Here is a 14,599-nt window from a genome sequence, read left to right as displayed (position 1 = left end):
TTGCCGGCGCCAGCGCTTCCATTTCAGGCGCTGAGCGCGTCGTAGATTTCCACGTGGATGCGCGCCACGCGATCGATGTTGAACTCGCGCTCGGCCAGCGCCCTGCCGGCGGCGCCCATGGACTGCCGCAAGGCCGGATCCTCGGCCAGACGGGCAATGGCGTCCGCCAGCGCCTGCGCATCGCGCACCGGCACCAGCAGTCCGGTTTCGCCCGGTTCGATCGCATCGCGGCAACCCGGCACGTCGGTGGTCACGACCGCGCGCGCGCAGGCCGCGGCCTCGATCAGCGACTTGGGCAGGCCTTCGCGATAGGAAGGCAGCACGGCGATATGCGAGGCGGCGTACAACGCGGCCACGTCGGAACGTTCGCCTAGTGCGCGCACGCAGCCTTCCTGCTGCCAGGCGTCCACGTCGTCCTGCGTCGCCGAGGCCGGATTGCCTGCGTCCACGCCGCCGACCAGTTGCATCGTGACAGGCAAGCCGCGCTCGCGCAGCAGCCTTGCAGCCTGCACGAATTCCTGCACGCCCTTGTCGCGCAGCAATCGGGCCACCATGGTGACCACGACCGGCGGCGCCGGCGGTTCGGGTTGGGCCCGATACTCATTCAGGTCCACGCCCGCGCCCCGGATCATGACGACCTGGGCGTCGCGCACCGCTCCCAGCGACTTGAGCAAATCGCGGTCGCTGGCGTTCTGGAAGATCACGCGGCTATTGGGATGGCCCAGCGCCAGCCGATACAGGCGCGCCACCACGGCGCGCACCAGCTTCATCTTCAGCGAATTGGAAAGGAACACGAAGCCCAGGCCGGAAATCGCCGCGACCATGCCCGGCACGCGCGTCAGACGGGCAGCGATGCCGCCATAGAGCACGGGCTTGATCGTGACCAGATGCACGATCTGCGGCCGCAGATGCCGGAACAGCCGTATCAGGGCCAGCAGCGTACCCAACTCCTGCAAGGGATGCTTGCCGCTGCGCGTCATCGGTATGGCGTGATGCGTCATGTCCAACGCCTGGATGTCGGCCACGGCCGGACCGTCCATGGTGGCGACATGCACCTCGTAGCCCGCCTGTTGCGCGGCCAGCGCCACGGGCACGCGGTGCGACATGAAGAAGGCCGGATTGTTGACGACAAACAGCAGGCGGCGCCCTGCGCTCATGCTTTGACTCCCGAGATGCGGCGCCACACCGCGATATAGCTTTGCACCATGCGAGCCAGGTCGAAATTTTCCAGCACGCGGGCGCGGCCCGCTTCGCCCGCGCGCATGCGGCCGCGCGAGGCCACTTCGCACAGGGCCGTCTCAATGCCGCGGGCCAGCGCCTCGGGCTGCTCCGGCGGCACAACCACGCCGGCGTCGCCCACGATAAAGGCCGCGTCGCCCACGTCCGTCACGACGCAGTAGACGCCGCAGGCCATGGCTTCGGCCACCACGTTGGGAAAGCCTTCCGCGCAGCTGGACAGGACATGCAGGTCCAGCCCGTTCATTGCGGCGGGCACATCATCGCTGGGTCCCGCCAGCACCAGCCGGTCCCGCAGGCCCAACCTGTCGATCAAGGACGCCAGCTCGGTGTTTGCGGGATCCATGCCGCGGCCGATCAGCACGCAGCGCAGTCCCGCATCGCGTCCGTCGCGCACCAACGCGGCGACGGCGCGCAGCAGGTTGGCGTGGTCCTTGAGCGGATCCCAGCGGGCCACGCAACCGATGGCCGGCACGTCCTGAGGCAAACCCCAGTGCGCGCGCACCTGCTGCCGGGCTTCATCATTCGGCGCATAGCGCGATAAGTCATAGCCATTGGCGATGACCACCATGCGTTCGCGGTCATAGCCTTTGTCGGCATGACGCTGCGCCGACTTCTGGGCGGCGCACACGATGGCCTTCGGTATGCGGCCCGACAGCAGCGCGCAGGCCCGCAGCACCAGGCGAGCCGAGCGGCTGCTGCGCTCCAGGTGTTCGCCCGAATTGCGGATGCCCCAGGCGATGGCGCGCACGCCCGCCAGGCGCGCCGCCAGGCCGCCGATCAAATCGGCGTGGTACATCCAGGTCTGCACCGCATCGGGACGCGTCGTCGCGATCAGCGAGCGCAGCGCCAGGAAGCCGCCCAGGCTGACTCGTCCGCGCTTCATGGCCAGCGTATGCACGGCGACGCCTGCCGCGCGCAGACGCTCGCCATAGATGCCTTCGTCCGTCAGCGACACGACGACATGCTCCACGTCAGCCCCGGGATAGGTCGCCAGGCGGAACAGCACGGATTCGGCCCCGCCCTGCCCCAGGCCGGTGATGATGTGCAGGACACGCAGCCGCCGGGCGCTCATCGTCCCTCCCGCACGCCATCGAATAATTCATCCCATTCCGCCAGGACGCTGGCCAGCGCATAACGCTGGCGCACCGCGGCAGCGCCGCGCATGCCCAGTTGCTGACGCAGGGAGGCATCGCCCAACAAGCGGCGCAAGGCCTCGCGCAGGGCATCGCGATTGCCGGCGGGCACCAACAGGGCATCCTCGCCGTTGCGCGTCATCTCGCGCGGTCCGCTGGGACAATCGAACGCCACGCAGGGCAGGCCCAACGACATGGCTTCCAGCAGCACATTGGGGAAGCCTTCCACCAGCGAGCTCAGCACGAATGCCTGACCGCGCGCAAGTTCCTCCCAAGGCGCCTCGGTGCGGCCGGGCAGGCTGATGCGCGACTGCAGGCCCAGGCGTGCGACCTGCTCTTCCAGCGCGCCGCGTTCAGGGCCTTCGCCCCAGATGCGCAGATTCCAATCCGGAAAGTCCGGCGCCAATTGTGCGAACACGTCGATCAACAGGTCGAATTGCTTATCAGTGACCAGGCGTCCCATTGCCAACAGTTCGCGTGGACCACCGTCTTCTCGTTGCGGCACCAGCGGCGCATCCAGCAAGGGCGCGGGCAAAGGATTGGGAATCACGGCCAGACGCTTGATGCCCGGCACCTGCCGCGCGAACGGGCCGGCGGTATCCTCCGCCTGCACCGTCACCATGTCGGCGCGGGGATACAGGATGCGGCGCAGCTTGCGCCACACCGTTCCCGTCGTGGTTTCGGCCACCGGATTGGTGCGCTCGCAAACGATGAGCGGCGCCTTCAATCCCAGGGAAGCCAGTATGGCGGCCACATTGACGTTGGTCAGGAAGGACACCACCACGTCCGGTTTTGAATCGCGGATGTGTTTGCGCAGCGCGAGCAGACGCTTGAATGCGGCCATGGCTCCCGACGCACGCGTGCCTGCCAGATCCGCAAGCCAGGCCAGTTCGACCTTGTCCGACAGCGGATAGAAGCAGCTGCCCTTGGACGAGTAGGTGGGTGTCAGAATGACGGAATCCCCGCGTTCGGCCCATGCGTTGACCAGCGTGGCGGCGACCCGTTCGGCGCCGCCCGCGTGCATGGAACTGACCAGCATCAAGATTTTCATGCGTCAAAGACTCCCAACCGATCCTCCCTGTTCCTTGCCGCCGCGGTAGCGGTCAAGCCAGGCCTGCATCATCAACACGCCCCACAGATGGCTGTCCCAATTGCGATGGCCCGAGCTGTGCTCGCGCCATTTGCGCAGGATGGGCTCGGGCTCGAACCAGCCCTCCTGGCGCAGGCGCGCCGGGTCCAGCAGCGCATCGGCCCATTCACGCAGCGGGCCGCGCAACCACGCGGCCAGCGGCACGGCGAAGCCGCGCTTGGGACGGTCCACCAGCGCTTGCGGCACATGACGGTGCAGCACCTGGCGCAGCAGCCACTTGCCCGTGTTGCCGCGCACCTTGTATTGGTGCGGCAGGCTCCAGGCGAACTCATACACCCGGTGATCGATCAGCGGCACGCGCGTTTCCAGGCTGACGGCCATGGCGGCGCGGTCCACCTTGACCAGGATGTCGTCCGGCAGGTAGGTCACCGTGTCCAGCTTCATCATGGCTTCGAAAGTGGAACCCTGCATCGCCCGGGCGAATTCGGACACCGGCTCCACCCCGCCCTTCACCACGCTGGAAGGATCGGCCCAGTACGACACGAAATGGCGGTAGAACTCGCCGCGCGTATCGGTGCGCAGCAGCTCGCCCAGCTTGCCGACCTTGCCGCGCCAGGCGCCGCGCCCGGGCAGATGGGTGGACGCACTCAACAACGCGCCGGCGGGCTTGCGCAGCAGCGCCGGGACGCGTTCGCATTGCTGCCACCAGTTGTTCACACGGAAATAGCGCGAATAGCCGCCGAAGAGTTCATCGCCGCCATCGCCGGACAGCGCCACGGTGACGTGCTGGCGCGCCATGCGGGTGACCAGCGAGGTCGGGATCTGCGACGAATCCGCGAACGGCTCGTCGTACATGTCGGCCAGCGTGGGCACCACGGCCAGCGCGTCCTCTGCCGTCACGTACAGTTCGGTGTGGTCGGTGCCAAGATGCGTGGCCACCGCCTTGGCATGCTGCGCCTCGTCGTAGCCCTTCTCGTGAAAGCCGATGGCAAAAGTGCGCACGGGCTGCGAGCTTTGCGCCTGCATCAGAGCCACGATGGTGGACGAGTCGATGCCGCCGGACAGGAAGGCGCCCAGGCTCACGTCCGACAGCATCTGGCCGCCGACCGCCTTGGACAGCACGCCTTCCAGCGCGTCAGTGGCCTGCGCGTCGGATTCGAAAGACAGTAGCGATTGCGCGGAAGTGTCCGCGGCTTCGCGGGCCGACCAGTACACACGCGGCTCGGGCATGCGGCGGCTGCGGGTGTCATCGGCCGTAAATTCGACCCAGGTGCCCGGGGGCAACTTGGCGATACCCTGGTAAATCGACTGCGGCGCTGGAATGTAGTTGTGCCGCATGAACGACGCCAGCGCGTTGCGGTTGAGCTCGCGGCCGAAGCCCGGAATCGGCATCAGGCCCTTGAGTTCGGACGCGAACACCAGCTCGGCGCCTGAATAGCCGTAGTACAGCGGCTTTTCACCCATGCGGTCGCGCGCCAGCATCAGCTTGCGCGAGGCGCGGTCCCACAACGCGATGGCGAACATGCCCACCGCGGCCTGCAAGGTGGCCTCGATGCCCAGGGCGGTAAAGCCCGCCAGCAGCGTTTCCGTATCGGAATGGCCGCGCCACGACGGCGCCAGCGCCGATTGTTCGAGCTGCTTGCGGATGTCGAGGTGGTTGTAGATTTCGCCGTTGAACACCATGACATAGCGGCCGCAGGCCGACGTCATGGGTTGGTGGCCGGCCTCGGTCAGGTCGAGGATCGCCAGGCGCACATGCGCCAGCGCCAGCTCGGCCTCGGGATCCTCCCAGAAACCATTGCTGTCCGGCCCGCGGTGGCGGATGCGGCGGCAGCTTTCCGCCAACACCCGCTCCTTGTTCCCGACAGGGCCCCAAATCCCGACTATTCCGCACATGATGAAGTTCTCGTTGTCACTGTAGCAACGGCGCGACGCGCGGCCTCAACGGCCGGTTCCGCGCACACCGTCAAAAAGTTCTTGCCATTTCTGCAGCACGCGAGCGGCCGAAAAACGGTCGCGCACGTCGGTCGCGGCCTGCGCCATGCGTACACGGTCCGCGTCATTGCGCATGACGGCGTCCAGCGCCTTGCATAGCGCGGGCACGTCGCCATTGGGGCGCACCAGCACGCCGTCCACGCCCTCGCGGATGATCTCGCGCGGCCCCGTGTCGCAATCGAACGACACGGCGGCCAGCCCGCTTGCCATGGATTCGAGCAGGGTATTGGACAGCCCTTCGAAGCGCGACGTCAGTACGTACAGATCGGCGCTGTCATACCAGTCGCCGACGTTGCCTGCGCGCCCCGGCATGAAAATCCGCGACGCCAGGCCGGCCTCGCGGACCTGCGCCTCCAAGGCGCGGCGCTCGTCGCCCTCGCCCAGGATAACCAGATCCCAGCCAGGATGCGACGCCGCCAATTTCGCGTAGGCCTGGATCAGCAGGTCGAAACCCTTGTCGGCGTGCAGGCGCCCCACCGCCAGCAGGCGCTTGCGGCCGTCGCCCGACACCGGCGTCAAGACCGGTTCAGCGCGAGGCAGGGGAAAGTGTACAGGGTTGGGAATGACGGCCAGCTTGCTGCCCGGCACGTGCTGCGCCAGCCAGTCGGCGGTGCCGCGGGTCAGCGCCACCACGCTGCCTGCGCGCGGATATGTGAGGCGGCGCAGGCGCTGCCAGAAGCCCGACAGGGTCTGCGAAGGCGGATGGGTATGCTCGGTGGCGATCACCCGGCAGGACAGGCCCGCGCAGGCCAGTACCGACAGTACCGACGCCGTCGTCATCATGCCCAGCACGATGTCCGGGCGGAACGACTTGACCACGCGGCGCAAGGCGCGCACCCGTTGCACATTGCTCCAGATGCCGCGCAGGCCACCGCCCTCGCCCGCCGTATGCAGGACCTCGCGGCGCACCTTGGGGTGCAGCGTGTAGACGTCGCCCTCGGCGCTGGCCTGCGTCACGACCATGACCTCGCGGCCCATGCCCGCCCAGTGCGCGCTCAGGTCCGCGGCCACGCGCTCCGCGCCGCCGCCATGCAGGGAGTGGATGAACAGCAGGACGCGCGGCGCCGGGCCGGTATCGGTCACGGGCATTCAATCGGCCTCTTTGGGTTCAGGCTTGCGCATTGCCACCAGCAGGTAGCACGCGAAGGACAACAGATACATGAGGCTGGTCGCCAGCATGATGCCGGCCGCTCCCATCCTGGGCGCCAGCACGGTATTCAACACCGCCTTCAGGGCGAAATTGGCGACGGCAATGGCCGCCATCACGCGGTAGCGGTTCTGGCTGGCCAGCAATTGCACCAGGATCAGCACGCCGAAGTAGAACGGCAGTTGCAGCAGCCCCCAGCGAAACACATGCGCCACGGCCTGGGTATTCTCGGCGGTGAAGGCGCCACGCTGGAAAAGCACGGAAACGCCCCACGGCGCCAGTATCCAACCCACGGCGACGGCGGCAGCGCCTGCGGCCACCATCAGCACCGACCATTTAAGCGCCATGCCTCGCGCACGAGCGGTATCGCCGCGCGCCTGCACATCGGCCAGCACCGGCAAGGCCGCGCGCCCCACCGACACGGCGCCAATCCCCAGCACCAGCGACAGCAGCCGGCTGGCATAGCCCAGCGTGGCGTTGGCGTTCGCGCCCAGATTGGCGGCGGCGTACTGGTCCAGCGGACCGACGAAACTCATGGCCACCTGGCCGATCAGCATCACGCCCGCGGCGCCCAGCAGTTCGGGCCAGTGCGGCGATTGCAGCGTCAGCCGGGGCGCGCCCCAGAAGCCGCCATCGGCGCGCGCAGCCAGCCACGCGAGCCAGACGGTCTGGATCGCATAACCCACCAGCGTGCCCCACAGCAGCGGCCCGACGCCGTCGGCGCTGGCGGCCAGCATCACCCAGGCCAGCGTCGCCACGGCCGGCACGCTGTCCAGCAGGGTATTGACGTGTCTTTCCTGCGCCCGCAGCCGCGCGGCGCTGATGCCGGCAACCAGCAGCAGCGCCGACACCGGCGCGAAGGCGACAAGCAGCTGGCCCGTCATGTCGCCCACGTGGGCCGACAAACCCTGGCCCAGCACGCCGACGACCTGCGGCCAGGCGAACCAGGTCAGCAGCGCCAGCGCAATGCCCGCGGCGGCCACCCAGCCCTGCAGCTCGCGGATGAACAGATTTCTTTCGGCGACATCGGCGCGGCGCAGCCGCACCAGCACCGGGATCAGGACCACCGACAGCACGCCCACGATGGTGACCGGCAGCCAGGTGGCCATGGTCATCGTGAACTGGTAGGCGTCCACGGCGTCGCTGACGCCGTAGCGGTACGCCACCGCCATCTCCTTGATGGCGCCGGCGGCCTTGCCCAGCAGCAGGAACACCGCCACCCGGAAGGCGCCCTTGAAGATGCGCTGGTGGTCCGGATGGATGCTGCCGAGTTTTCTGACGAGTGCTTTCAAATCAACGCAGGAATTGCGTGTACCAGGGCATGGCCACTTCCAGGCCTTGCAGCACGGTGTGCGTAGGCTCGTAGCCCAGCAACCGGCCCGCCTTGCTGACGTCCGCCTGCGAATGGCGCACGTCGCCCGCGCGGAAGTCGGCGTAGACCGGCTTCTTGCCATAAACCACGTTTTGGTTGCCCAGGGCTTGCACCAGGAAGCCGAACAGCTGGTTCAAGGTGCTGCGGCCGCTGACCGCCACGTTGTAGACCTGGTTGCGGCCTTCCGGCGCGGCCATGGCCGCGAGGATGTTGGCCTGCACGGCATTTTCCACGAAGCAGAAATCGCGGCTGGTCTCGCCGTCGCCGTTGATGGTGACGTCCTCGTTCTGGATCATCGCGGCCGTCCACTTGGGGATCACGGCCGCGTAAGCGCCATTGGGGTTCTGACGCTTGCCGAATACGTTGAAGTAGCGCAGGCCCACCGTTTCGAAGCCATAGCAGCGCGCAAACACGTCGGCATAAAGCTCGTTGACGTACTTGGTAACCGCGTAGGGAGACAGGGGCTTGCCGATGTTTTCCTCGACCTTGGGCAACGCCGGATGGTCGCCGTAGGTCGAGCTGGATGCTGCGTAGACAAAGGATTTGACCTCCGCATCTCGCGCCGCCACCAGCATATTCAAGAAGCCGCCGATGTTCACTTCGTTGGACGTGATCGGATCCTTCAGCGAGCGCGGCACAGAGCCCAGCGCAGCCTGGTGCAGCACTAGCTCCACGCCTTGCATCGCACGGCGGCATGCTTCCAGGTCGCGGATATCGCCTTCGATGAAGGTGAAGCGGGCCCACTGCTCGGGCGTGACGGAATTGCGCACTTCGTCCAGGTTGTGCTGAAAACCCGTCGCGAAGTTGTCCATGCCGGTCACGGTCTGGCCCAGCTTCAGCAGGGTTTCCAGCAGGTTCGAACCGATGAAGCCGGCGCAGCCGGTCACCAGCCACTTGCGCGGCGCGGCCGACAGTTCCTTTTTGATGGTCTCAAAGCGGGTGGTCATGGGCAGTCCTTACAGGCGCAGATCGGATTCGGAAGGCGAAAGCACGTACTTCAGGTCATACAGGATGTGCTGCGGCTTGCCGAGCTTGCGGATGCCTTCCGCACCCAACGCCTTGAACTGGTTGTGCGCCACGCCCAGGATCACGGCGTCATACTTGCCTTCCTCGGGCTTGGCCACCGGGGTCAGGCCGTATTCGTGCATGGCTTCTTCGGAATCGACCCACGGGTCGTACACGTCGACATCGACGTTGTAGTCGCCCAGTTCCTTCACGATGTCCACGATGCGGGTGTTGCGCAGGTCGGGGCAGTTTTCCTTGAAGGCCAGGCCCATGACCAGCACACGGGCGCCCTGCACGTGGATGCGGCGCTTGGTCATGGCCTTGACCAGTTGCGACACCACGTAGCTGCCCATCGAGTCGTTCAGGCGGCGGCCCGCCAGGATGATCTCGGGGTGATAGCCGATGGATTGCGCCTTGTGAGTCAGGTAATAGGGATCAACGCCGATGCAGTGGCCGCCGACCAGGCCCGGACGGAACGGCAGGAAGTTCCATTTGGTGCCGGCCGCCTGCAGTACGGCTTCGGTGTCGATGCCCATCTTGTTGAAGATCAGGGCCAGCTCGTTGATCAACGCGATGTTCACGTCGCGCTGCGTGTTTTCGATGACCTTGGCGGCCTCGGCCACGCGAATGCTGGAGGCCTTGTGGGTGCCAGCGGTGATGATCTGCTTGTAAAGCTGGTCGACCAGTTCGGCCACTTCGGGCGTCGAACCGGAGGTCACCTTCTTGATCGTGCTGACGCGGTGGTCCTTGTCGCCCGGATTGATGCGCTCGGGGCTGTAGCCGGCAAAGAAGTCCACGTTGAACTTCAGGCCCGACACGCGCTCCAGCACCGGCACGCAGTCTTCTTCCGTGGCGCCAGGGTAGACGGTGGATTCGTAGATGACGATGTCGCCACGCTTGAGCACGGCGCCGATGGTCTCGCTGGCCTTGACCAGCGGGGTCAGGTCCGGCTGCTTGTACTCGTCGATGGGGGTCGGCACGGTCACGATGAACACGTTGGCCTGGCCAAGCACGGCGCGGTCCGCCGTGTAGCTCAACTGGGTTGCTTCCTTCAGCTCTTCATCGCTGACTTCCAGCGTATGGTCGTGGCCCGCCTTGAGCGCGTCGATGCGGCGCGTATTGATATCGAACCCGATGACCGAACGCTTCTTGCCGAACTCCACAGCCAGCGGCAGGCCGACATAGCCCAGGCCGACAACAGCGAGTTTCACATCCTGAATTCGCAACATAACTCTCCCTTCACCGTAGAACGATTACGGCATTTCAAATATGGTCGGGTAATTAGAAAAAGATTACCGAGCCCCCGGCGGCAGCCGCCGGGGCGCCCAAAACTAATCGGAAGCCCGTAAAACGGATGGCAGCAGCAGCCAGCCCGGACGACGCCAGGACACAAGCCGCGAATACAGCCAGATATAGACGGCGGCGAACACCACAAGGCTGACGCACAGCGCCCAGGCGTTGTCCCACCAGATGGTCGCGGGCACCAGGCCGATCAGGGCCAGCACCCACATGTAAGGCGAGGCCAGCGCATTGCACAGTGCCGGCACCGCATGCCGCCGGCCGCGGCTGAACGTGACACGCACCAGACGGCGGAACACCAGCTGGTGCAGGTGCAGCGCATCCGGCTGGTCCACCGGCACGCCGCGCTTGAAGCGGCGGCGCCAGATCGAAAAACCGGTTTCGAAGACGGGATAGAACAACACCGCCAGCGCGTAGAACGGCGACACCGAAGGATTGCGCACCACCAGCAGCACGGCCAGCTCGGCCAGCATGAAGCCCAGGAAGTACGCGCCCCCGTCGCCCAGGAACACGCGCCCGAACGGGAAGTTCCAGACCAGGAAGCCCAGCGTGGCCGAGGCCAGCGCCGCCGCCACCAGGAAAATCGGCACGTCGCCCACTTGCAGCGCCACCAGGCTGATCGAGACGGCCATCAGCGTGGCCACCATGCCGGCCAGGCCGTTCATGCCGTCGACGATATTCAGCGCGTGCGTACAGCCGCCCACCGCGAACATGGTGAACAGCAGCGACACCGGCCAGAAGGAAAGCACGTAATCCACCGGCGCCATGCCCACGCGGCTGACGCCGCCCAGCAGCCACCAGGCGATCGCGGCCGACAGGAAGGCCGCCAGCAGGCGCTTGCTGGCGCCGATGTCCTTGGTGATGTCTTCCAGCAGGCCGGCCACGAACACGGGCAGCGCCGCGACGAATAGCGCGGGCCACAGCCAGGTCAGCGTCATGTTGCTGGGTCCAAGAACCAGCAGGCCCGCCAGCGTGCCCGCGAGCACTGCCAGCCCGCCGACGCGGGGCGTGGCGCGGGAATGGTTGGCTTGGGGCTTGTTGAGGTCGCTGTCGCCGGTGAAGGCGCCATGCCAGCGCTCCGACGCCACGATGAGTCCCCCCACCATGAATGCGACCACGCAAATGTACAGCCAGGTCACCGAGTCACCTCTGGTTGGTCTATCGAGACAGGCCCGCCATTATCGGAGGCAGGTGTAACGCCCATATATGGGAGGAATAAGGAAGTGCAATTCACCGGCACAGAACGTAACGCATTGCGCCATGCCGGCAGCACCAGGTTGGAACTGCCATTTGGCTCGATCGCCAAGGCGAAACCGCGCAGGCGCGGAAATAGGGATTTCATGGAACGATTGTAGAACTTTCCGCCCTGGCGCACGCGAAATATCCAAGGGAAAACGCGCAGACCGCCCCCTGGCATAAGTGCCATGAAGGGCTACGGTCGATGCTCTGTTCCAGTTAAATGGGGACACATTTAAAACATCGAAAAAAAAGCCCGAGATCGTGAGATCTCGGGCTAAATCCACCAAAGGAGGAGGGTGGAGGAGACAACCGTGGCATGTTGGGAGCTGGCCTTCTGCTCGCTACGCTTTCGGGGTTTTGCACCGCGCCGACTGCGTTTCAACATCCGATGAATGAATAGTACCGAGGTTTTTTGTGCGATGCAAGAATTTTTTTAGTCTGCCGCACAAGAGATTTTTTGCGTTGCAAATTTGCCGCAACACCCCAGGCATCCCTCTGGAAACCCGCGCCAATCAATGCCTGTTCCAAAAACAGGGTTTTTGCCGAATGGGTAAACCCACCCGGGGCTTACCCTAGCCATCATCGGGTTATCCCGCTCTGGATTTCGCACCAGAACGGTGCGCCTGGCACCAAGTTGCAGCTATTTTTGCGCATTGCAACATTTCGCTTTCCAACTGCTTCAGACCCAGTAAGCGGTAGTCGTCATGACCTTGGACATCGCCCGCATCGCGGCCTTCACTGGCGCCGGCAAGGGCACTCCACCCGCCGCTTCCGCGCTGGCGCGATGCTGCGCCTCGTCCTCTTTCATCTTCTGCACGATCTGGCGCGACCGCTCGTCTTGCACCGGCAAGGTGCGCAGATGTTCTTCCAGATGCGCTTCGACCTGTTTTTCGGTTTCCGCCATGAAACCCAGATTGCGCGGCACGCCGGCGTAGCTGGCCAGCACGCCGAGCGCAAACGAACCCGCGTACCAAACCGGATTCAGCAGGCTGGGGCGGCTGCCCAGTTCCGTCAGCCTTTGATTGCACCAGGCCAGATGATCCACTTCCTCGGAAGCCGCGTTCAGCAGCAATGCCCGCGGCGCGGGTTCGCGGCATACCGAAGCCTGGCCCCGGTACAGCGCCTGGGCGCAGACCTCGCCGACATGATTCACCCGCATCAAGCCGGCCGCGTGGCGCTTTTCCTGGGCCGACAGGGCTTGCGGCGCCTCATCGGCGGTGGCCGGATACGGACGGCCGGCCGTGGCGCTGCCGGACAGCACCCGCAACGCGCGGTCGGCCTCGGCCAGCAGGGCATCCACGGGGCTGATGCGGCGCAGGAAGGAAACGGGGCTGGGGCGTGACAGAGCGGTGGACATAGGGCAACTCCTCGGCAAGGCTGGCGCACACACCCCTGATGCGGGGCGGGGCTCTCATGCCCGGAATTGTACGCAACAGGTATCATCAGCCATTGACAGCGCTCAAGCTCAAGGACACGACAATATGGAATGCACGATCGACTGGGGCGGCCCGAACGGCATGCTCTTCACCGCCAGCACCGGCAGCGGCCACGTGGCCGTGATGGACGGCGCCGTGGACGGCGGCGGGCACAATCTGGCCCCCCGTCCCATGGAAATGCTGCTGGCCGGCACCGGCGGCTGCACCGCCTATGACGTGGTACTGATCCTCAAGCGCGGGCGCCATGCCGTCAGCGGCTGCAGCGTCAAGCTCCAGGCCGACCGCGCCGATACCGACCCCAAGGTCTTCACCCGCATCCATTTCGCCTTCACCGTTACCGGCCACAACCTGCCGCGCGCCGCGGTCGAGCGCGCGGTGCAGCTGTCGCACGAAAAATACTGCTCGGCCTCGGCCATGCTGGAGAAGACTGCGGCGCTGACCTTCTCGGTCGAGATCGTCGACACGCAGGAAACGCCGGCCGCCGCCTGAACCGCGCCCGCGTGGTGTAATTCATCTATTCCTAACTTATAAGAGCCGCCGCGATCCGTTCGCGGCGGCTGTCTGCGTCACCCGCCGGGCGAGCGTGCGCAAGGACCGCCATGAAACAATACCTGGACCTCGTTCAATCCATCCTGGACACCGGCGCGTGGCAGGAGAACCGCACGGGCATACGCACCCTGAGCATGCCGGGCGCATCGCTGCGCTTCGACCTGCAAAAAGGGTTCCCCGCAGTGACCACGAAGAAGTTGGCCTTCAAGTCCGCCATCGGCGAAATGGTGGGTTTTCTGCGCGCCTCGCGCAGCGCAGCGGAATTCCGCGAGCTTGGCTGCAAGGTCTGGGACCAGAATGCCAACGAGAACAGCCAGTGGCTGGCCAACCCGTACCGGGAAGGACCCGACGACCTGGGCCCGGTCTACGGCGTGCAATGGCGCCAGTGGCCGGCCTACAAGATGCTGGACGCCAGCCGCTCGGCGCAGATCGCCGACGCCCTGTCGCGCGGCTACGCCAAGGTCTCCGATCTGGAGGAAGGCGGCGTGCCCAAGGTGCTGCTCTACAAGGCGGTGGACCAGCTGCGGCAATGCCTGGACACCATTCATGAGCGGCCCGGCGACCGCCGCATCCTGTTCCACGGCTGGAACTGGGCGCAGATCGAGGAAATGGCGCTGCCCCCGTGTCACCTGCTCTACCAATTCCTGCCGAACGCGACGACCCGCGAGATATCGCTGTGCCTGTACATCCGTTCCAACGACGTCGGTTTGGGCACGCCATTCAATCTCACCGAAGGTGCGGCCCTGCTGCATCTGGTCGGCCGACTGACTGGCTACACGCCGCGCTGGTTCACCTATTTCATCGGCGACGCGCACATTTACGAAAACCACCTGCCGATGCTGCGTGAGCAACTCACGCGCGAGCCCTACGAAGCGCCCACGCTGGTGCTGTCGGACCGCATTCCCGATTTCGCGGTCACCGGACGCTATGAGCCCGAATGGCTGGAGAAGGTGGAACCCAGCGACTTTTCATTGTCGGGCTACACCCACCACGCCCCCCTCACCGCCGCCATGGCCGTATAGACCGTGGCAGCCTGCGTGCTCATGGCCGCAGGTGAAGATTGGTGAGCATCTGGAAGCGTGTTTTCGGTATAAC

Annotated in this window: 12 protein-coding genes; 2 read left to right on the top strand and 10 right to left on the bottom strand. The window is 65.5% G+C overall.

Going from position 1 to position 14,599, the window contains the following annotated elements:
• Positions 1-23: 23 nt before the first annotated feature.
• From IB268_RS04965 to coq7, 10 genes are all read right to left on the bottom strand, one after another.
• The gene (locus tag IB268_RS04965) at positions 24-1,157 is read right to left on the bottom strand and encodes a glycosyltransferase family 4 protein (RefSeq protein ID WP_119450310.1); all 1,134 of its coding nucleotides are present in this window, start codon (positions 1,155-1,157) and stop codon (positions 24-26) included.
• Positions 1,154-2,311, bottom strand: a complete 1,158-nt coding sequence (locus IB268_RS04960; protein WP_175180599.1) for a glycosyltransferase — start codon at positions 2,309-2,311, stop codon at positions 1,154-1,156. The genes IB268_RS04965 and IB268_RS04960 overlap by 4 nt, the downstream gene beginning before the upstream one ends.
• Complete coding sequence (locus tag IB268_RS04955) at positions 2,308-3,423, bottom strand: glycosyltransferase family 4 protein (protein WP_192353917.1); 1,116 nt, start codon at positions 3,421-3,423, stop codon at positions 2,308-2,310. Before IB268_RS04955 ends, IB268_RS04960 begins: the two co-directional genes overlap by 4 nt.
• A 3-nt stretch (positions 3,424-3,426) precedes the next feature.
• Positions 3,427-5,358: an asparagine synthase (glutamine-hydrolyzing) gene (gene asnB / locus IB268_RS04950; protein WP_192329358.1), complete on the bottom strand. Its 1,932-nt coding sequence runs from the start codon at positions 5,356-5,358 to the stop codon at positions 3,427-3,429.
• A gap of 45 nt (positions 5,359-5,403) precedes the next feature.
• On the bottom strand, positions 5,404-6,546 hold the full coding sequence (locus IB268_RS04945) for a glycosyltransferase family 4 protein (RefSeq protein ID WP_192353916.1): 1,143 nt from the start codon (positions 6,544-6,546) through the stop codon (positions 5,404-5,406).
• Complete coding sequence (gene murJ, locus IB268_RS04940; RefSeq protein ID WP_192353915.1) at positions 6,547-7,896, bottom strand: murein biosynthesis integral membrane protein MurJ; 1,350 nt, start codon at positions 7,894-7,896, stop codon at positions 6,547-6,549.
• 1 nt (position 7,897) lies between these two features.
• Complete coding sequence (locus IB268_RS04935; RefSeq protein ID WP_125470104.1) at positions 7,898-8,923, bottom strand: SDR family oxidoreductase; 1,026 nt, start codon at positions 8,921-8,923, stop codon at positions 7,898-7,900.
• A gap of 9 nt (positions 8,924-8,932) precedes the next feature.
• Positions 8,933-10,210, bottom strand: coding sequence for a Vi polysaccharide biosynthesis UDP-N-acetylglucosamine C-6 dehydrogenase TviB (gene tviB, locus IB268_RS04930; RefSeq protein WP_054451976.1), 1,278 nt, complete (start codon positions 10,208-10,210; stop codon positions 8,933-8,935).
• 102 nt (positions 10,211-10,312) lie between these two features.
• Positions 10,313-11,419 carry a glycosyltransferase gene (locus IB268_RS04925; RefSeq protein WP_125470105.1) on the bottom strand — a complete coding sequence of 369 codons (1,107 nt, stop codon included), beginning with the start codon at positions 11,417-11,419 and terminating at the stop codon, positions 10,313-10,315.
• Between the two features lie 779 nt (positions 11,420-12,198).
• On the bottom strand, positions 12,199-12,876 hold the full coding sequence (coq7, locus tag IB268_RS04920; protein WP_013396216.1) for a 2-polyprenyl-3-methyl-6-methoxy-1,4-benzoquinone monooxygenase: 678 nt from the start codon (positions 12,874-12,876) through the stop codon (positions 12,199-12,201).
• Between the two features lie 124 nt (positions 12,877-13,000).
• On the opposite strand from coq7, the gene IB268_RS04915 reads away from it, so the two are divergent.
• Complete coding sequence (locus tag IB268_RS04915; protein WP_119450316.1) at positions 13,001-13,444, top strand: OsmC family protein; 444 nt, start codon at positions 13,001-13,003, stop codon at positions 13,442-13,444.
• A 110-nt stretch (positions 13,445-13,554) separates the two neighbouring features.
• Entirely contained in the window at positions 13,555-14,526 is a 972-nt protein-coding gene (locus IB268_RS04910) for a thymidylate synthase (protein ID WP_054451978.1), read from the top strand.
• Positions 14,527-14,599: the final 73 nt, after the last annotated feature.

The sequence above is a fragment of the Achromobacter sp. ACM01 genome, from assembly GCF_014851745.1.
GTDB lineage: Bacteria > Pseudomonadota > Gammaproteobacteria > Burkholderiales > Burkholderiaceae_B > Achromobacter > Achromobacter aegrifaciens.
Note: the sequence above shows the minus strand (reverse complement) of the source record. Positions and strands in the feature narration are given on the sequence as shown.

What these genes read in the sequence shown, in the direction of transcription:
- IB268_RS04935 (WP_125470104.1), bottom strand. Translation starts at nt 8,923, where the DNA reads ATGACCACCCGCTTTGAGACCATCAAAAAGGAACTGTCGGCCGCGCCG.
- coq7 (WP_013396216.1), bottom strand. Translation starts at nt 12,876, where the DNA reads ATGTCCACCGCTCTGTCACGCCCCAGCCCCGTTTCCTTCCTGCGCCGC.
- IB268_RS04965 (WP_119450310.1), bottom strand. Translation starts at nt 1,157, where the DNA reads ATGAGCGCAGGGCGCCGCCTGCTGTTTGTCGTCAACAATCCGGCCTTC.
- tviB (WP_054451976.1), bottom strand. Translation starts at nt 10,210, where the DNA reads ATGTTGCGAATTCAGGATGTGAAACTCGCTGTTGTCGGCCTGGGCTAT.
- IB268_RS04945 (WP_192353916.1), bottom strand. Translation starts at nt 6,546, where the DNA reads ATGCCCGTGACCGATACCGGCCCGGCGCCGCGCGTCCTGCTGTTCATC.
- IB268_RS04960 (WP_175180599.1), bottom strand. Translation starts at nt 2,311, where the DNA reads ATGAGCGCCCGGCGGCTGCGTGTCCTGCACATCATCACCGGCCTGGGG.
- IB268_RS04910 (WP_054451978.1), top strand. Translation starts at nt 13,555, where the DNA reads ATGAAACAATACCTGGACCTCGTTCAATCCATCCTGGACACCGGCGCG.
- IB268_RS04955 (WP_192353917.1), bottom strand. Translation starts at nt 3,423, where the DNA reads ATGAAAATCTTGATGCTGGTCAGTTCCATGCACGCGGGCGGCGCCGAA.
- IB268_RS04915 (WP_119450316.1), top strand. Translation starts at nt 13,001, where the DNA reads ATGGAATGCACGATCGACTGGGGCGGCCCGAACGGCATGCTCTTCACC.
- asnB (WP_192329358.1), bottom strand. Translation starts at nt 5,358, where the DNA reads ATGTGCGGAATAGTCGGGATTTGGGGCCCTGTCGGGAACAAGGAGCGG.